Below are 18,126 nucleotides of genomic sequence, written 5' to 3'. Positions count from 1 at the left end.
CCTTTACCCCTGTTGCTGCGTCGGTTGTTCACTCTGCATCGCGCTCGGCCCCAGACGGGCATATTTCTGCATCAGGTAGACTTCGGCGATTAAGAACAGGGTGTAAAGCCCTACGATCATGATCAGTGTGAAAGCCAGTTGTCCTGTGGTTAAGGCGGAGTGCGCGGAGTATGTCGGTAAGATGTCCTGTATCGCCCACGGCTGACGACCAAACTCGGTCATAAACCACCCGGCTTCAATCGCAATCCACGGCAACGGCAAACTCCAGAGCGCCATTTTCAGCACCCAGCGATGCTGGTCGATTTTGCCACGCAGCGTCTGGACAAGCGCAATCAGCATCACCAGTAGCAGCAGGGAACCACAGCCCACCATGATGCGGAAACTCCAGAATACCGGCGCAACCTGAGGTATTGCACCACGCATCGCCGCCTGGTACTGTGCGGCTGTGACATGATTCATATCCGGCGCATAGCGGGAGAGCAACATGCCGTAGCCCAGGTCACCTTCCAGTTCCCGGAATGCCTGCAACACATGCGGCTCACGATTGCCTTGCGATATTTCCTGCATTAACAGCCAGACCATACGTCCGCGTTGCAAGCGTGGGTAGGTTTCAGCCATCAAATTCTTCAGACCCGGCACGGGTTTATCTAATGAGTGAGTGGCGAGGATCCCTAGCAGCGCGGGAATTTTGATGGCAAAGGCGTTACGCTCTTGATCCTGTTCCGGCCAGGCAACCACATGGAACGGTGCAGGTGCAGGTTCCGTTTGCCACTCCCCTTCCATCGCCGCCAGTTTTACCGGTTGTACTTGCGCGACTTCATACGCAGAACTGTCTCCGAGTTGCAGCGTGCCAATAATCGCCAGAGTACCGAAGACGGAACCGATGGCAAACGAGCGTAATGCGACATCGCGCTCCCGTCCGCGCAGTAAATACCAGGCGCTGATCGCCATAATAAACATGGCCGAGATTTTGTTGTTCTTTTAGAGCCTGAGGTTTAGCGTAAGCGGGAGCCAGCCTGTAAATACCATCACCATCGGGGACGATTCTGTCGCCCAGACGATTAAGATCACGATACAAAGTACGCTCACTGATGTTGAATTCGTCCATCATCTTCTTACGTGATACAAAACCGTACTGGTAAAGTTCTGCAATAATAGCGGTTATTCTTTGTACCATTACCTCATGCCCGCTCATGCGCGTTCTCCTTGTAATTTTCCTTGAGATTACCAGTCGCTACTGACAGGGCATGTCAGTAGCGACTGGAGGATCATGTTTTCATATCGGCAAATTTCTCACATAACTTAAGGAGATTAAGTCGAAAAGTCAGTTAATGGATTTTGCGGTCAATAACATAATCAGCCTCCTGCAGGCAGTCGCGAGTAGCCACTCAGAGGTGAAAGAACAACTGACGTGTCAAGGCTTCAAAAGCGGAGTATGCTGAGATTCAGTCGATTAGAGCCAGGCTGAAAAAATCTTTATAGACTTAGTTTGTTTTGCCTCAGGACTGACTGCAGCCAAACGAGCGTTCATCTCGGCTGTATGACTTGGTGCGCTCCTTCGCAAAGTAGCTCAGACGGAAAGTGAGCTTATCGTAAACCGCACGATAGTCTGTGGCGTTGGCATCCAGATAATACAGGGGATTATCTGGGATGTGGACCAACGTTCGGTATTCGGGGTAAGGGCCTAGTTGCAAAGCGCTCAGCCAGGCTTCACGTATCAGGCTGGCTAATCCCGTTCCCCCTTCTCCATAGCTCCCAAGTCCATTGAATGTGTCTTTGTTCACGAAAAGTACCATGTGGTAATGGGACTTCTCGTTTATTTCTCCCACTTCCCGAACCCAGGCGTAACGCAACTGGCATGGGTAGCTCCTGATGCCATTCTTTATTTTATTTCGGTACCGAGCATCGATTTTTGCATTAAGCGATTCAATGAAACGGGATATCAGACCACTATTCCTATTACAGTTGTCATCAGGCAGACGTAGATCGACACGGACAGCCATTGTCCTTGGGTGTTGTGCTATAGCGTTATCAATTACACCCAGCATCCGTTGCAAATACGTTGTATTGAATGGGGCATGACGTTGGTCAAGATAAATATCATTAAGCATAATAGATTCCTGTGATCTGAATATCGGGCAGGACGGAACCTTACCCGCGATGGTTGAGGTAATTAGGTGGTATCAAATCTGGCTTATTGAGTTTGTGTTGGATGTTAGTTGGGTGATGCTGACTAAATTGCTTGGTGTGTATTGCGTAGGTGTGTATTACTGGAATATTGGGGTTTATGTACTGATATATATTAACAATCCGTCACGTATTAATACTCAACATTCAGGCCAGATGCGGTTTGATATTTCATTGTGTTAAATTATTTACTCCGAAGTTAATGTCGTCTGAAAAAAATGATTAAGGGGTGGCTATAACTTATTTCAATCACGGTGCATGATCAGAGTGTCATTTAAAATTAAGCAGCAAAAAGGGCATGGAATTTGATAAACACAGTCCAAAATATTTAATTTCTGGAATCATTAATTTTAGCCTGCAACCACTCCTCCAGGTCGCTTTTTAACCAGCGAGAAGCCCTACCCATCTTAATGGGTTTCGGAAATACCCCTTCCTGTATCAACTTATAGAACCATTTATCACTCAGGCCAGTAAGGCGTGTGATAAACTTCATATCGATGAACTCATCTTCCAGTAGTGCAGGTTTAGTTTTCATGCTGAGTGTCCCATTGCGAGAAGAGCACCGGAGCAGGCGATAACTAATTGTTCACGCCTTCTCCTCCACATGAATGGGGTGTGACGTAAAAAAAGATCTGGAAGGAGCAGTTGAGCTACCCAACTAAGAATGCATAGATACGGAAAACCTCGTGTAACGCTGTTCTCTGACCGTTACAATTTGACGGATGTCGAAACTTTGTAGAGTGCAATCATGAAAATTATTCAGAGTGGTGAGTTGATCAGTACTCTCCCCCAATTTACCAGAGGCAGAAAAATCACAGGAGGCAACCAGCCATTAATCACTTACTAATCAGTTAGTAATCACTACTTTATCATTAAAAAATCAGCAAAAAACCAGTCAACAGTCACCTTGCAGATGCCAAATCATCATGGTTCATTTATACTTTTGAAAGCATCGGACAGATGTGATATCACACTGGAGGGTACATGCTTAGGTATGACGAAGTGAGAGAGGAGTTCTTTTCCCTTTACGTTCTGAGTCTGTATTACAACGAAGATTACATTAAGCAGGCGAGTAATTTCGACACGCCTGAGGAATTTCAAAAACTCATTAATCATATATTGAACACTAAATTCCTATTCAATAATGAAGCAATACAAAGTGCGCGTACTTACTTGAAAAAACAGTTCCATTACAAAATCATTGACAAAGAGAAGTTCGATTGTTTCAAAGGTTCTGATAGAGGATCGTGGTTTGCCTTAATGTATATATATAACAACAGAATCAGTCCTGAAACCTCCTCGAGCGTGAATATCTTTGCACAAGATAATATTTACAACCCGAACTCAACTCCTGCATCCTTTTTTGAATTTGAAAACATTGATGAAATTAAAAATTTCTCACTTGATGAAGTACAAGCCGAAATGCAGGTGGGAATCTCCCCTAGCAATAAAGAAAAAAATAGAGATACACCTGAAAAATACTCGCGTAGATTTTATTTAACATCTGGCGCAGATCCCGACAACTACAGCCCGAATACAACATCCGAACAAGAACGCATTTGTACTTTGATGAGGTTTATTGATTTAGCTCCTGTAAGTTTAAGTCAGAAAATTTCCTATTTTCGTAAGTTGCATGATAAATGGCTAGAGCAATATAATACATTTCTTACTGATTATGACTGGCTAGATAAAAAAGATGAAAAGCAAGCTATCTATTGCTGGGAGTATCTGAGAAATAAAAATATGATCCCCTTTTATTTAAAACCATATAACACTGCAATGAGAATACAGATGATCATTGCATGCATGGATAGTTGGGACACTGGAGTTGAAGAAAAATATTTCTTTATTCAGAAAATGAAGCATGCTTGGCAGCAGGCTGTTTCATCACGTAAAAAAGACAAAAAGTAGATCAAGTTAATAATTTTCAGATATATATCATCCCTTTGAACATACCAGATTAACGGTGGAATCTCACGATTCTGCCGTTTTTGTATTATTTTTCAGAGGAGTAGTAATGAACAATTCTGAAGGATTGAAGCCGTTTCAGCAATCGCTCGCTGGTCTGCCACAGTGGGTGTCTGAACGTATATTGCAGCAGATAAATCAGTTAACCCGCTACGAGCCAGTGATCGGCATTATGGGTAAAACCGGTGTTGGGAAGAGCAGTCTGTGCAATGCCCTGTTTGCCGGAGATATATCACCGGTCAGCGATGTGGCTGCATGTACCCGTGAGCCACTGCGCTTTCGCCTGCAAGTCGGCGACCGCTATATGACGCTGGTGGACCTGCCCGGCGTGGGCGAAAGTGGTGCTCGCGATACCGAGTATGCTGCGATGTACCGCGAACAACTCCCCCGGCTCGACCTAGTTCTGTGGCTGATTAAGGCCGATGACCGGGCGCTGGCGGTGGATGAACATTTTTATCATCAGGTGATTGGAGAGGTATACCGGCATAAGGTGCTGTTTGTTATCAGCCAGTCGGATAAGGCCGAACCCACCAGCGGTGGGGGACCGTTGTCCACGGCGCAGAAGCAGAATATCAGCCGTAAAATCTGTCTGCTGCATGAGCTGTTCCAGCCCGTACATCCGGTGTGTGCCGTGTCGGTCCGTCTTCAGTGGGGACTGCGGGTGATGGCCGAGCGAATGATTAAGTGCCTGCCACGTGAGGCCACCAGCCCGGTGGTGTCGCAACTCCAGTCTTCCTTTCGCACGACGGTAGTCCGGGAACAGGCTCGTAGCGATTTTGGTGAAACCGTCGGGGCCGTACTCGATAGCATCAGTGCCTTTCCCCTGATACCCGCCCCGGTACGGGCTGTCATTCAGGCCGTGCGCACCACGGTGGTGTCAGTGGCCCGCGCCGTCTGGGATTTCTTCTTCTGAGTATTTAACCCATCCCTGTTACTTCCCTGCCCCTGTCGCCGATGCGACGGGGATCCCTTTTATTTGTTTTCCCGTTATGAGGAGTCTGCTTATGACCCGTCTGGCTTCGCGCTTTGGCGCAGCAAATCTTATCCGTCGCGACCGCCCGTTAACCCGCGAAGAGCTGTTTCGCGTGGTGCCCAGTGTATTCAGTGAGGACAAACACGCATCCCGTAGTGAGCGTTATACCTATATACCCACCATATCCCTGCTGGACAGCCTGCAGCGCGAAGGCTTCCAGCCGTTCTTTGCCTGTCAGACCCGGGTACGCGACCCGGGTCGACGCGAGCACACAAAACACATGCTACGCCTTCGTCGGGAGGGGCAGATTACCGGTAAACAGGTCCCAGAAATTATCCTGCTCAACTCCCATGATGGCACCAGTTCGTACCAGATGTTGCCGGGTTTATTTCGTGCGGTTTGTCAGAACGGGCTCGTCTGCGGTGAGTCATTTGGCGAGGTGCGTGTGCCGCACAAAGGCGATGTAGTGAGTCAGGTGATTGAGGGGGCCTATGAAGTGCTGGGCATTTTTGACCGGGTGGAGGAGAAGCGGGATGCGATGCAGTCGTTGCTGTTGCCACCACCTGCGCAGCAGGCACTGGCAAAAGCCGCGCTGACGTACCGCTTTGGTGAGGACCACCAGCCGGTGACTGAGTCGCAGATCCTCTCCCCGCGCCGCTGGCAAGATGAGAGTAGCGACCTGTGGACCACGTACCAGCGTATTCAGGAGAACCTGATTAAGGGTGGGCTCAGTGGCCGTAATGCCAAAGGAGGACGGTCACATACCCGTGCCGTTCGCGGTATCGACGGGGACGTGAAACTTAACCGGGCACTGTGGGTGATGGCGGAAGCGATGCTCACGCAACTGCAGTGACCGTTTAATGTTGCCGCTTTGTTAATATCGGACACCACCTGTCCGCATCGCACCGTGCTGGCGGTCCTCACTCACTGAGTGAATGGCCTGTAACCCCCGCTGCCTCTGGCTTTTGCAGAAATGAAAAATAGTTTCTGTGATGTCCATACCCTGTCCGACCCCCTCTTTAAAGTAATCACATCATTTTCAGTCAGTTAACTTTCACGGAGAACGTCTCATGACACAGGCAGAACGCCGCCATGACCGGCTGGCTGTCAGGCTGTCACTGATAATCAGCCGTCTGGTGGCAGGGGAAACGCTGAGTGTGCGTAAGCTTGCCGCTGAGTTTGGTGTGTCGGTGCGCACGCTGCGGCGTGATTTTCGTGAGCGGCTGATGTATCTGGACCTGGAGTATCAGTCCGGATATTGCCGCTTACGTACTGCGGGCAGTGAGACGCAGATGGTGCCCGACGTGCTTATCTTTGCCCACCGCAGCGGGATGGCCGGTCTTTTCCCTGGCTTTGACCGTCGTCTGGTAAACGCACTGCTGATGTGCGATGAGTCTCCCTGCGTAATCGCACCCGCCAGTCCGGCTCCTTCGCCATCAGGCGCATTGTCTTTCTGGCGACTGATTCAGGCCATTACCGGGCGCAGGCGGGTGACGCTGATTGCCGAGGGGCAGCGCTGTGAGCGGCTGGCTCCCTGCCGGTTACTTATCCACCAGCAGGCCTGGTATCTGGTGGCAGAGCACGACGGACATATCGCCGTATTCACCCTGGATGAAATCCATCTGGTTCAACCCCTGCAGGAGTCTTTTCGCCGCAACGACAGTCTGTGCAGTCTGGTTGAAGACCCGGTGTTTATTCAGGCCTTACCCCATTTTCGCTTTATCCAGCAGTCGCTGCTTGCGTTTGTTCCGGCCGACAGCCCACCGGAATAGTGCAGGTCTATCTCAACTCATCCGCAGGGAGAGCCTATGCCATTTATTGCCATTATCGCCATTGTTGTCATCGTCATCATTCTGAACAAAACCGGGGTGTCCGACAGCCTCACGGCCCTGACCCTTGCCACCGTTGCCGCACTGCTGACGGGCGGAGGGGCAGCCGGTGCGGCCAGTGTCGCACTGACACCGTTCGTCGGCGTGCCGGTGGGTATTTTCGTCGGCATTTATGTCTTTGCCAAAGTGGTTCGTCTGATTTCAGGAAAAAAATAATGAAACGTAAAACACTGCCTCTGCTGGCGCTGGTTGCCACCACTCTGTTTCTCATCGCATGCGATGACAGAAGTGATGACCTGAAGGCCATCAGTAAATTTAAGGACCTCACCCCACCGCGTTTCAGTGATGTGGTCAGCCACCAGGATGATGTCAGCGAAGAATGGTCACAGGTTGACTACTTATCCGGTCCCACCTTGCAGGTTTTACGTACCCGCCAGTCGCCCGATGGCTGCGAGGATGGCAGTTACTACTACCTCGTGGATATGCAGGAAAAAACCGTCCAGCCACTGATGAATGCGCTGTGTATTGCCGATAACATCAAACTGGAATACCAGGAGGTGACGGACCCGTATACCAAAGAAAAATACTTTGAGTACGCCCATGACGGCAAACTGATGGGGCGACTGCTGATACCCTCAAACCCTGAGAACTAGGAATAAAACAACGACAAAGGAGACAAGAATGACAATACTTTCACTAAGTCGGTTTATGCTGGCGGGTGTACTGCTCGCGAGCTTTAATGCCTCTGCTATCCCGGGGTTCTGGCAGCAGGGTTACGGTCAGGGCAATACGGAATACAGCGTGACCGAAGCCAGCGGAAAGACGTTTACCATCAACTGCACAGGGAACCCGGACCAGAATGGTTTCTATCAGCATTCAGTCTTTCTTACCCTTGCCGATGACAAGATGGTCAGTTCGCACGATGACGACACTACTATCACCGTAGTGATGGATCACCAGCAGTACATTATTCCGTCCAGCCTAGGCTGGCGTAACGGCGATAACGCCTGGTTTGACTTCATCAGCAATATCTCTGAGGCCGGGCAGTTCGACGTCTACGTCAATGACCACAAAGCAGGGACCTTCACTGCGGACCGGAAGAACGCTGAGAAAGTTCTGTCCACTCTCGGAGACTGCAGCAACGACTGATAGTAGTATCTGCCCCAGCAAATCCACCCCGACAGCTAGCAGGCTGCCGGGGTTTTCTTTTATCAGGAGCCCGAAAATGACCCAATCCGTGTTGCTGCCACCGGGGCCTTTCACCCGGAGACAAGCGCAAGCGGTCACTACCACGTACAGCAATATCACACTCGAAGACGACCAGGGCAGTCACTTCCGTCTGGTGGTTCGTGATACTGAAGGCCGGATGGTCTGGCGGGCATGGAACTTTGAGCCGGATGTCGGTGAAGGTCTTAACCGCTATATCCGCACCTCAGGCATCCGTACAGACACGGCCACCCGCTGATCGCGAAGCATTTACCCGCATTCACCTCCCCGAACACACTTTATATCCCCATACGCCAGCCATCGCCGCTGGCGTTTTTATTGACGGAGACATACCCATGACAACACAGACGCAGCACGACCTCGCACCCGCTAACCAACCCGAATTTGAACTGACCGTCACGCCGGTCCCCGATGAACAGCGTATCGATTTCTGGCCACAGTACTTTGGCGCTATCCCGCAGTGGCTACTCCTGGAGCCGCATATCTTCGCCTGGATGGACCGCTTCTGTGAGGGCTACAGCGGTGGTATCTGGTCGTTCTACACCCTCAGCAATGGCGGCGCATTTATGTCCCCCGAGCCTGACAACGATGAGACATGGCGTCTGTTTAACTGCCTGAACGGTAACGATGCCCAAATGAGTGCAGAAGCAGCAGGTATTGCTGTCTGCCTGATTGCGTATAGCCACCATGCCTGCCGTACAGAATGTGACGCGATGACCGCACACTATTACCGCCTGCGGGAGTATGCCATGCAACATCCAGAGGCTCACGCCATTCTGCGTATTATCGACTGACCGAAGGAGCAACAGATGAAACAGCTTTCCTTTTTACCCGGCGAGATGACGCCACAGGACCGGCGTCTCATTCAGCGGGCGCTCAGGGCTCTGGACCGCCACCTGCATGAGCCCGGCGTAGCCTTCACCTCTACCCACGCCGTACGTGAATGGCTGCGACTGCATATGGCCGCGCTTGAGCGGGAAGAGTTCCGGGTGTTGTATCTGGACAACCAGAATCAGTTGATTGCCCATGAAACGCTCTTCACCGGCACGATTAATCGCACCGAGGTGCATCCCCGGGAGGTGGTCAAACGTGCTCTGCACTTCAACGCGGCGGCGGTGATACTCGCGCATAACCATCCTTCCGGCGAGACGACACCTAGCCAGGCCGACAAAACCCTCACGCAGCGACTGGTTCAGGTACTTCAGCTGGTGGATATCCGTGTCCCTGACCATCTGATTGTTGGTGGCAGGCAAATCTATTCGTTCGCAGAACACGGTCTGCTTTGAGGTATTACATGAAAATTATCAGTAAACGCAGGGCAATGACGATATACCGCCAGCATCCTGAGTCCCGAATCTTTCGCTACTGCACCGGCAAATACCAGTGGCACGGTAGCGTCTGTCATTACACCGGCAGGGACGTTCCGGATATCGCCGGAGTCCTCGCGGTATACGCCGAACGCCGCCAGGACCGCAATGGGCCCTATACCTGCCTGATGAGCATCACCCTGAACTGACAATAGTGGAGAACTGTAATGAGCAACCCTACCAGGGGCCTGCAGCGGGAGATTACACTGCGCCTGGGAGCCCGTCTGGTGCAGGAAGGCAACCGACTGCATTATCTGGCTGACCGGGCCAGCATCACCGGCAAGTTCAGTGACATCGAATGCCGGAAGCTGGATGAAACATTCCCGCACTTTATCCGCCAGATGGAATCGATGCTGACCACCGGTGAACTCAGCCCCCACCATGCCCACTGCGTTACCCTGTACCACAACGATTTAACCTGCGAAGCCGACACCTTCGGCTCCTGTGGTTACGTTTATCTGGCTGTTTATCCGACGCCCGAAACGAAAAAGTAAATCATCAGAATAATCTTCTGCTCCGGCCTGGTGTTTTCACCACGCCACTTTTCCATTTTTCATCTCTGCATATCAGGAAAATCTTCAGTATGAAAACATTACCCGACACACACGTACGGGAGGCATCGCGCTGCCCGTCTCCCGTCACCATCTGGCAGACACTGCTGTCCCGGTTGCTGGACCAGCATTACGGCCTTACGCTGAATGACACACCGTTCGCCGATGAACGTGTGATTGAGCAGCATATTGAAGCTGGCATTTCACTGTGTGATGCGGTGAACTTTCTCGTTGAAAAATACGCACTGGTACGTACCGACCAGCCGGGATTCAGCGCCTGTACCCGCTCTCAGTTAATAAACAGTATTGATATTCTCCGGGCTCGCAGGGCAACCGGCCTGATGACCCGCGATAACTACAGAACGGTAAATAACATTACCCAGGGGAAGCATCCGGAGGCGAAACAATGAAACTGGCCCTGACGTTGGAAGCCGACAGCATTAATGTGCAGGCACTGAACATGGGGCGAATTGTCGTTGATGTCGATGGTGTTAATCTCACTGAACTGATTAACAAGGTCGCTGAAAACGGTTATTCACTCCGCGTGGTGGAGGAATCCGACCAACAGTCAACCTGCACACTACCACCGTTTGCAACCCTTGCCGGCATACGCTGCAGTACCGCACATATCACGGAAAAGGATAACGCCTGGCTGTACTCGCTGTCACACCAGACCAGTGACTTCGGTGAATCAGAATGGATTCATTTCACAGGTAGCGGATATCTGTTACGTACCGATGCGTGGTCATATCCGGTTCTGCGGCTTAAACGCCTGGGGTTGTCAAAAACGTTCCGTCGTCTGGTTGTCACACTCATCCAACGTTATGGCGTCAGTCTCATTCATCTGGATGCCAGCGCTGAATGTCTGCCGGACCAGCCCACTTTCGATTGGTAACCAGGAACAACATGAAATCATTAACCACGGAAACCGCACTGGATATTCTGATTGCGTGGCTACAGGACAATATCGACTGCGAATCGGGAATTATCTTTGACAACGATGAGGATAGAACGGATTCAGCAGCACTGTTGCCCTGCATCGAACAGGCCCGGAAGGATGTCCGTGCTCTTCGTCATCTGCAGCTTCTGCACCAGAACCGGTGAATATCACTCACCATACTTCATTCCCCTGACGCCAGCCTGAATACAGCTGGCGTTTTCGTTTATAAACCAAAAGGAAAACCGATAATGTCAGACATCACAATCTCCCGTCCGGAAGTGGTCACCGGGCATACGGACGTTATCTGCTCCACCAGTATCCAACACGTTGTGACGGTACGGAATGCAGCACTGCAACAAACCGAAACGCTTATCCGGCAACTGGCAGAAATCTCAGTGCTGACAGCAGGCATTGGCGGCAAAACCGCCCTGGACTGGGCGATGAAACAGAATTTTCGCTGTGGCTGCTGGCTGATGGAAAAACCGGAAGCAGCAATGAAAGCCATCACCCGCAATCTCGATCGAGAAATCTGGCGTGACCTGATGCAACGTTCCGGGATGCTGAGTCTGATGGATGCGCAGGCCCGGGACACATGGTACCGATCACTGGAATATGATAATTTTCCGGAAATCAGTGAAGCGAATATCCTGAGTACATTCGAACAACTGCACCAGAATAAGGATGAGGTGTTTGAGCGAGGGGTGATCAACGTCTTCAGGGGACTGAGCTGGGATTACAAAACCAACTCACCCTGTAAATTTGGCAGTAAAATTATCGTCAACAATCTGGTGAGGTGGGACCGGTGGGGGCTTCATCTGAACAGCGGGCAACAGGCCGATCGACTTGCCGATCTGGAAAGAATGCTACACCTGTTCAGCGGCAAACCGATCCCCGACAACCGGGAAAACATCACTATTCGTCTGGATGGTCACATCCAGTCCGTTCAGGGTAAAGAGCGCTATGAAGACGAGATGTTCATCATTAAATACTTTAAGAAGGGATCTGCACACATCACTTTCAAAAGGCTGGAACTGATTGACAGAATTAACGATATAATAGCCAGGTACTTTCCTTCTGTGCTCTCAGCCTGATCCCGAGTGTGATTCCCTTTCGATATCAAAAGGGACTGCGGGTATAATTGAGGGTACATTTTTAATCAAACCAAATAAATTATATTAATATCAATATGATAAAAGAAATTTTCGATTCCGAGTCCGGCACCACTATTTAAAGAACCCAGCCTATGGCTGGGTTTTTGCTTTTCTGTATCCGCTACGCATTGAATTTTCCCTTCTGTCAGGTAATAGTGATTTTTTTCCCTGACAATGAAAATGATATGACCTTATCTGCTTTAAAAGTCGGGTCACTGCTCCTGCTGATGATCCTGTTTTATACCGGCCTGTTCACGAGCGATCGTGTCACCTGGCTGATGGAGGTGACGCCCGTCATTATCATCATCCCACTTCTGCTTGCCACGCACCGGCGATACCCCCTCACTCCCCTTCTCTATACCCTGGTTTTCTTCCACGCCATCATTCTGATGGTTGGTGGTATGTACACCTATGCAAAGGTTCCGGTTGGTTTTGAGGTTCAGGAGATGCTCGGGCTTAGCCGAAATCCGTATGACAAGCTCGGTCACTTCTTCCAGGGGCTGGTTCCCGCCCTGGCAGCGCGAGAAATTCTGCTGCGCGGTGGGTATGTTCGTGGACATAAGATGACGGGATTTCTGGTGTGCTGTGTTGCTCTGGCCATTAGCGCCACCTATGAACTCATTGAGTGGTGGGCAGCTTTGGCTATGGGACAGGGTGCGGATGATTTTCTGGGGACGCAGGGCGATCCATGGGATACCCAGTCTGATATGTTTTGCGCGCTGCTTGGTGCGTTAACGACGGTGCTGATCCTTGGGCGTTTCCATCAGCGGCAATTGCTTCGTTTTAATGTTTGTCAGGGATAGTACGCTCTGAGTTGCCGGGTGGCGGCTTCGCCTTACCCGGCCTGCCGTTTTTCAGTAAACAAACGCAAAAAGGCCATCCTTCCGGATGGCCTCTTCACTTGTTTGATGCCTGGCAGTTCCCTACTCTCACATGGGGAGACCCCACACTACCATCGGCGCTACGGCGTTTCACTTCTGAGTTCGGCATGGGGTCAGGTGGGACCACCGCGCTAAAGCCGCCAGGCAAATTCTGTTAATCTGTATCAAAGCTGAAATTTGATTGTCTGTCTCTTCGCCAAAACACCTTCGGCGTTGTAAGGTTAAGCCTCACGGTTCATTAGTATCGGTTAGCTCAACGCATCGCTGCGCTTACACACCCGACCTATCAACGTCATCGTCTTTAACGTTCCTTCAGGAGACTCAAGGTCTCAGGGAGAACTCATCTCGGGGCAAGTTTCGTGCTTAGATGCTTTCAGCACTTATCTCTTCCGCATTTAGCTACCGGGCAGTGCCATTGGCATGACAACCCGAACACCAGTGATGCGTCCACTCCGGTCCTCTCGTACTAGGAGCAGCCCCCCTCAATTCTCCAGCGCCCACGGCAGATAGGGACCGAACTGTCTCACGACGTTCTAAACCCAGCTCGCGTACCACTTTAAATGGCGAACAGCCATACCCTTGGGACCTACTTCAGCCCCAGGATGTGATGAGCCGACATCGAGGTGCCAAACACCGCCGTCGATATGAACTCTTGGGCGGTATCAGCCTGTTATCCCCGGAGTACCTTTTATCCGTTGAGCGATGGCCCTTCCATTCAGAACCACCGGATCACTATGACCTGCTTTCGCACCTGCTCGCGCCGTCACGCTCGCAGTCAAGCTGGCTTATGCCATTGCACTAACCTCCTGATGTCCGACCAGGATTAGCCAACCTTCGTGCTCCTCCGTTACTCTTTGGGAGGAGACCGCCCCAGTCAAACTACCCACCAGACACTGTCCGCAACCCGGATTACGGGTCTACGTTAGAACACCAGCCATTAAAGGGTGGTATTTCAAGGTTGGCTCCACGCAGACTGGCGTCCACGCTTCAAAGCCTCCCACCTATCCTACACATCAAGGACCAGTGTTCAGTGTCAAGCTATAGTAAAGGTTCACGGGGTCTTTCCGTCTTGCCGCGGGTACACTGCATCTTCACAGCGAGTTCAATTTCACTGAGTCTCGGGTGGAGACAGCCTGGCCATCATTACGCCATTCGTGCAGGTCGGAACTTACCCGACAAGGAATTTCGCTACCTTAGGACCGTTATAGTTACGGCCGCCGTTTACCGGGGCTTCGATCAAGAGCTTCGCGTTGCCGCTAACCCCATCAATTAACCTTCCGGCACCGGGCAGGCGTCACACCGTATACGTCCACTTTCGTGTTTGCACAGTGCTGTGTTTTTAATAAACAGTTGCAGCCAGCTGGTATCTTCGACTGATTTCAGCTCCACCCGCAGGGGCTTCACCTACACATCAGCGTGCCTTCTCCCGAAGTTACGGCACCATTTTGCCTAGTTCCTTCACCCGAGTTCTCTCAAGCGCCTTGGTATTCTCTACCTGACCACCTGTGTCGGTTTGGGGTACGATTTCGTGTTACCTGATGCTTAGAGGCTTTTCCTGGAAGCAGGGCATTTATCACTTCAGCACCGTAGTGCCTCGTCATCACACCTCAGCGTTAATAAGGTACCGGATTTACCTGGAACCTCCGCCTACATGCTTAAACCGGGACAACCGTCGCCCGGCTGACATAGCCTTCTCCGTCCCCCCTTCGCAGTAACACCAAGTACAGGAATATTAACCTGTTTCCCATCGACTACGCCTTTCGGCCTCGCCTTAGGGGTCGACTCACCCTGCCCCGATTAACGTTGGACAGGAACCCTTGGTCTTCCGGCGAGCGGGCTTTTCACCCGCTTTATCGTTACTTATGTCAGCATTCGCACTTCTGATACCTCCAGCATGCCTCACAGCACACCTTCAACGGCTTACAGAACGCTCCCCTACCCAACAACACATAAGTGTCGCTGCCGCAGCTTCGGTGCATGGTTTAGCCCCGTTACATCTTCCGCGCAGGCCGACTCGACCAGTGAGCTATTACGCTTTCTTTAAATGATGGCTGCTTCTAAGCCAACATCCTGGCTGTCTGTGCCTTCCCACATCGTTTCCCACTTAACCATGACTTTGGGACCTTAGCTGGCGGTCTGGGTTGTTTCCCTCTTCACGACGGACGTTAGCACCCGCCGTGTGTCTCCCGTGATAACATTCTTCGGTATTCGTAGTTTGCATCGGGTTGGTAAGCCGGGATGGCCCCCTAGCCGAAACAGTGCTCTACCCCCGAAGATGAGTTCACGAGGCGCTACCTAAATAGCTTTCGGGGAGAACCAGCTATCTCCCGGTTTGATTGGCCTTTCACCCCCAGCCACAGGTCATCCGCTAATTTTTCAACATTAGTCGGTTCGGTCCTCCAGTTAGTGTTACCCAACCTTCAACCTGCCCATGGCTAGATCACCGGGTTTCGGGTCTATACCCTGCAACTTAACGCCCAGTTAAGACTCGGTTTCCCTTCGGCTCCCCTATACGGTTAACCTTGCTACAGAATATAAGTCGCTGACCCATTATACAAAAGGTACGCAGTCACCCCATAAAGAGGCTCCCACTGCTTGTACGTACACGGTTTCAGGTTCTTTTTCACTCCCCTCGCCGGGGTTCTTTTCGCCTTTCCCTCACGGTACTGGTTCACTATCGGTCAGTCAGGAGTATTTAGCCTTGGAGGATGGTCCCCCCATATTCAGACAGGATACCACGTGTCCCGCCCTACTCTTCGAGTTCACAGCATGTGCATTTTCGTGTACGGGACTATCACCCTGTACCGTCGGACTTTCCAGACCGTTCCACTAACACACAAGCTGATTCAGACTCCGGGCTGCTCCCCGTTCGCTCGCCGCTACTGGGGGAATCTCGGTTGATTTCTTTTCCTCGGGGTACTTAGATGTTTCAGTTCCCCCGGTTCGCCTCGTTAACCTATGTATTCAGCTAACGATAGTGCAACGGATTGCACTGGGTTTCCCCATTCGGACATCGCCGGGTCAAGGGTTCATATCACCTCGCCGGCGCTTTTCGCAGATTAGCACGTCCTTCATCGCCTCTGACTGCCAGGGCATCCACCGTGTACGCTTAGTCGCTTAACCTCACAACCCGAAGATGTTTCACTTCTGATTGCGAAAATTTGAGAGACTCGAACACACATGAGCTGTGTGTCGTTTCAATTTTCAGCTTGATCCAGATTTTTAAAGAGCAAAACTTCTTAATGCACTCAAAAGTACATTCAGAAGTTCATCATTCATCAGACAATCTGTGTGAGCACTGCAAAGGCAGGTTCTTTAAGGTAAGGAGGTGATCCAACCGCAGGTTCCCCTACGGTTACCTTGTTACGACTTCACCCCAGTCATGAATCACAAAGTGGTAAGCGCCCTCCCGAAGGTTAAGCTACCTACTTCTTTTGCAACCCACTCCCATGGTGTGACGGGCGGTGTGTACAAGGCCCGGGAACGTATTCACCGTGGCATTCTGATCCACGATTACTAGCGATTCCGACTTCATGGAGTCGAGTTGCAGACTCCAATCCGGACTACGACGCACTTTATGAGGTCCGCTTGCTCTCGCGAGGTCGCTTCTCTTTGTATGCGCCATTGTAGCACGTGTGTAGCCCTACTCGTAAGGGCCATGATGACTTGACGTCATCCCCACCTTCCTCCAGTTTATCACTGGCAGTCTCCTTTGAGTTCCCGGCCTAACCGCTGGCAACAAAGGATAAGGGTTGCGCTCGTTGCGGGACTTAACCCAACATTTCACAACACGAGCTGACGACAGCCATGCAGCACCTGTCTCAGAGTTCCCGAAGGCACCAATCCATCTCTGGAAAGTTCTCTGGATGTCAAGAGTAGGTAAGGTTCTTCGCGTTGCATCGAATTAAACCACATGCTCCACCGCTTGTGCGGGCCCCCGTCAATTCATTTGAGTTTTAACCTTGCGGCCGTACTCCCCAGGCGGTCGACTTAACGCGTTAGCTCCGGAAGCCACGCCTCAAGGGCACAACCTCCAAGTCGACATCGTTTACGGCGTGGACTACCAGGGTATCTAATCCTGTTTGCTCCCCACGCTTTCGCACCTGAGCGTCAGTCTTTGTCCAGGGGGCCGCCTTCGCCACCGGTATTCCTCCAGATCTCTACGCATTTCACCGCTACACCTGGAATTCTACCCCCCTCTACAAGACTCTAGCCTGCCAGTTTCGAATGCAGTTCCCAGGTTGAGCCCGGGGATTTCACATCCGACTTGACAGACCGCCTGCGTGCGCTTTACGCCCAGTAATTCCGATTAACGCTTGCACCCTCCGTATTACCGCGGCTGCTGGCACGGAGTTAGCCGGTGCTTCTTCTGCGGGTAACGTCAATCGACAAGGTTATTAACCTTATCGCCTTCCTCCCCGCTGAAAGTACTTTACAACCCGAAGGCCTTCTTCATACACGCGGCATGGCTGCATCAGGCTTGCGCCCATTGTGCAATATTCCCCACTGCTGCCTCCCGTAGGAGTCTGGACCGTGTCTCAGTTCCAGTGTGGCTGGTCATCCTCTCAGACCAGCTAGGGATCGTCGCCTAGGTGAGCCGTTACCCCACCTACTAGCTAATCCCATCTGGGCACATCCGATGGCAAGAGGCCCGAAGGTCCCCCTCTTTGGTCTTGCGACGTTATGCGGTATTAGCTACCGTTTCCAGTAGTTATCCCCCTCCACCAGGCAGTTTCCCAGACATTACTCACCCGTCCGCCACTCGTCAGCGAAGCAGCAAGCTGCTTCCTGTTACCGTTCGACTTGCATGTGTTAGGCCTGCCGCCAGCGTTCAATCTGAGCCATGATCAAACTCTTCAATTTAAAAGTTTGATGCTCAATGAATTAAACTTCGTAATGAATTACGTGTTCACTCGTTGAGACTTGGTATTCATTTAGTGTCCGAGGACATTAAGAATCCATGTCACTTTGAGTGCCCACACAGATTGTCTGATAAATTGTTAAAGAGCAGTTGCGACGCGCTTCAGCGCTCTGTCGCGAGGTGGCGTATAT

General features: G+C 51.3%; 19 protein-coding genes, 3 rRNA genes and 2 pseudogenes. 17 read left to right on the top strand and 7 right to left on the bottom strand.

Annotation, left to right across the window (positions count from 1 at the left end):
* Positions 1-3: 3 nt before the first annotated feature.
* The 4 genes and pseudogenes from AC4OVU_RS02380 to AC4OVU_RS02365 form a co-directional block, all read right to left on the bottom strand.
* Positions 4-963 (bottom strand): annotated as a pseudogene (locus AC4OVU_RS02380) (cytochrome ubiquinol oxidase subunit I); the annotation flags it as partial.
* A gap of 103 nt (positions 964-1,066) precedes the next feature.
* Positions 1,067-1,177: pseudogene (locus tag AC4OVU_RS02375) on the bottom strand (helix-turn-helix transcriptional regulator); the annotation flags it as partial.
* Between the two features lie 322 nt (positions 1,178-1,499).
* The gene (locus tag AC4OVU_RS02370; RefSeq protein WP_008325050.1) at positions 1,500-2,111 is read right to left on the bottom strand and encodes an inovirus Gp2 family protein; all 612 of its coding nucleotides are present in this window, start codon (positions 2,109-2,111) and stop codon (positions 1,500-1,502) included.
* Positions 2,112-2,515: 404 nt separating this feature from the next.
* On the bottom strand, positions 2,516-2,722 hold the full coding sequence (locus AC4OVU_RS02365; RefSeq protein WP_001547758.1) for a helix-turn-helix transcriptional regulator: 207 nt from the start codon (positions 2,720-2,722) through the stop codon (positions 2,516-2,518).
* A 449-nt stretch (positions 2,723-3,171) separates the two neighbouring features.
* Between AC4OVU_RS02365 and AC4OVU_RS02360 the strand changes: the two genes are divergently transcribed.
* The 17 genes from AC4OVU_RS02360 to AC4OVU_RS02280 all read left to right on the top strand — a co-directional run bounded on the left by AC4OVU_RS02360 (position 3,172) and on the right by AC4OVU_RS02280 (position 12,996).
* Complete coding sequence (locus tag AC4OVU_RS02360) at positions 3,172-4,098, top strand: hypothetical protein (RefSeq protein ID WP_042111109.1); 927 nt, start codon at positions 3,172-3,174, stop codon at positions 4,096-4,098.
* Between the two features lie 106 nt (positions 4,099-4,204).
* Positions 4,205-5,068: a GTPase family protein gene (locus tag AC4OVU_RS02355; RefSeq protein ID WP_001548935.1), complete on the top strand. Its 864-nt coding sequence runs from the start codon at positions 4,205-4,207 to the stop codon at positions 5,066-5,068.
* Between the two features lie 91 nt (positions 5,069-5,159).
* Complete coding sequence (locus AC4OVU_RS02350) at positions 5,160-5,981, top strand: DUF932 domain-containing protein (RefSeq protein WP_008324532.1); 822 nt, start codon at positions 5,160-5,162, stop codon at positions 5,979-5,981.
* Positions 5,982-6,198: 217 nt separating this feature from the next.
* Complete coding sequence (locus tag AC4OVU_RS02345; RefSeq protein WP_001548933.1) at positions 6,199-6,900, top strand: DeoR family transcriptional regulator; 702 nt, start codon at positions 6,199-6,201, stop codon at positions 6,898-6,900.
* A gap of 36 nt (positions 6,901-6,936) precedes the next feature.
* Positions 6,937-7,173, top strand: coding sequence for a protein YpjK (gene ypjK / locus AC4OVU_RS02340; protein ID WP_001115854.1), 237 nt, complete (start codon positions 6,937-6,939; stop codon positions 7,171-7,173).
* A complete protein-coding gene (locus AC4OVU_RS02335; RefSeq protein ID WP_016154551.1) occupies positions 7,173-7,610 on the top strand; it encodes a YfjS/YafY family lipoprotein in 438 nt (145 codons plus the stop codon). Before ypjK ends, AC4OVU_RS02335 begins: the two co-directional genes overlap by 1 nt.
* A gap of 28 nt (positions 7,611-7,638) precedes the next feature.
* Positions 7,639-8,106, top strand: coding sequence for a YfjT/YkfB family phage-associated protein (locus AC4OVU_RS02330; RefSeq protein ID WP_001547765.1), 468 nt, complete (start codon positions 7,639-7,641; stop codon positions 8,104-8,106).
* 76 nt (positions 8,107-8,182) lie between these two features.
* Positions 8,183-8,422 (top strand): DUF905 domain-containing protein, encoded by a 240-nt coding sequence (locus AC4OVU_RS02325; RefSeq protein WP_106642549.1) that lies wholly within the window; start codon positions 8,183-8,185, stop codon positions 8,420-8,422.
* Positions 8,423-8,519: 97 nt separating this feature from the next.
* Entirely contained in the window at positions 8,520-8,978 is a 459-nt protein-coding gene (locus AC4OVU_RS02320) for an antirestriction protein (RefSeq protein WP_000211838.1), read from the top strand.
* A gap of 15 nt (positions 8,979-8,993) precedes the next feature.
* The gene (locus AC4OVU_RS02315) at positions 8,994-9,470 is read left to right on the top strand and encodes a JAB domain-containing protein (protein WP_000811693.1); all 477 of its coding nucleotides are present in this window, start codon (positions 8,994-8,996) and stop codon (positions 9,468-9,470) included.
* Positions 9,471-9,478: 8 nt separating this feature from the next.
* Complete coding sequence (locus AC4OVU_RS02310; RefSeq protein WP_000691994.1) at positions 9,479-9,700, top strand: DUF987 domain-containing protein; 222 nt, start codon at positions 9,479-9,481, stop codon at positions 9,698-9,700.
* 18 nt (positions 9,701-9,718) lie between these two features.
* Positions 9,719-10,045, top strand: coding sequence for a type IV toxin-antitoxin system antitoxin YafW (yafW, locus tag AC4OVU_RS02305; protein WP_001548930.1), 327 nt, complete (start codon positions 9,719-9,721; stop codon positions 10,043-10,045).
* 89 nt (positions 10,046-10,134) lie between these two features.
* A complete protein-coding gene (locus AC4OVU_RS02300; protein ID WP_000854726.1) occupies positions 10,135-10,512 on the top strand; it encodes a TA system toxin CbtA family protein in 378 nt (125 codons plus the stop codon).
* Positions 10,509-10,997 carry a DUF5983 family protein gene (locus AC4OVU_RS02295; protein ID WP_001547769.1) on the top strand — a complete coding sequence of 163 codons (489 nt, stop codon included), beginning with the start codon at positions 10,509-10,511 and terminating at the stop codon, positions 10,995-10,997. The genes AC4OVU_RS02300 and AC4OVU_RS02295 overlap by 4 nt, the downstream gene beginning before the upstream one ends.
* 11 nt (positions 10,998-11,008) lie before the next feature.
* Complete coding sequence (locus AC4OVU_RS02290; protein WP_000839269.1) at positions 11,009-11,206, top strand: DUF957 domain-containing protein; 198 nt, start codon at positions 11,009-11,011, stop codon at positions 11,204-11,206.
* Between the two features lie 84 nt (positions 11,207-11,290).
* Positions 11,291-12,133 (top strand): DUF4942 domain-containing protein, encoded by an 843-nt coding sequence (locus AC4OVU_RS02285; RefSeq protein ID WP_001548928.1) that lies wholly within the window; start codon positions 11,291-11,293, stop codon positions 12,131-12,133.
* A gap of 245 nt (positions 12,134-12,378) precedes the next feature.
* The gene (locus AC4OVU_RS02280; RefSeq protein WP_032671538.1) at positions 12,379-12,996 is read left to right on the top strand and encodes a DUF2238 domain-containing protein; all 618 of its coding nucleotides are present in this window, start codon (positions 12,379-12,381) and stop codon (positions 12,994-12,996) included.
* A 107-nt stretch (positions 12,997-13,103) separates the two neighbouring features.
* Here the strand turns inward: AC4OVU_RS02280 and rrf are convergent.
* From rrf to AC4OVU_RS02265, 3 genes are all read right to left on the bottom strand, one after another.
* Positions 13,104-13,219, bottom strand: a 5S ribosomal RNA gene (gene rrf, locus AC4OVU_RS02275).
* A 72-nt stretch (positions 13,220-13,291) separates the two neighbouring features.
* A 23S ribosomal RNA gene (locus tag AC4OVU_RS02270) occupies positions 13,292-16,197 on the bottom strand.
* Positions 16,198-16,395: 198 nt separating this feature from the next.
* A 16S ribosomal RNA gene (locus AC4OVU_RS02265) occupies positions 16,396-17,937 on the bottom strand.
* Together the 16S, 23S and 5S rRNA genes form the textbook arrangement of a ribosomal RNA operon.
* Positions 17,938-18,126 lie beyond the last annotated feature (189 nt).

The organism is Enterobacter sp. 6722112 (assembly GCF_058661685.1).
The sequence above is the reverse complement of the archived record's forward strand: the minus strand, read 5'-3'. Positions and strand labels throughout refer to the sequence as shown.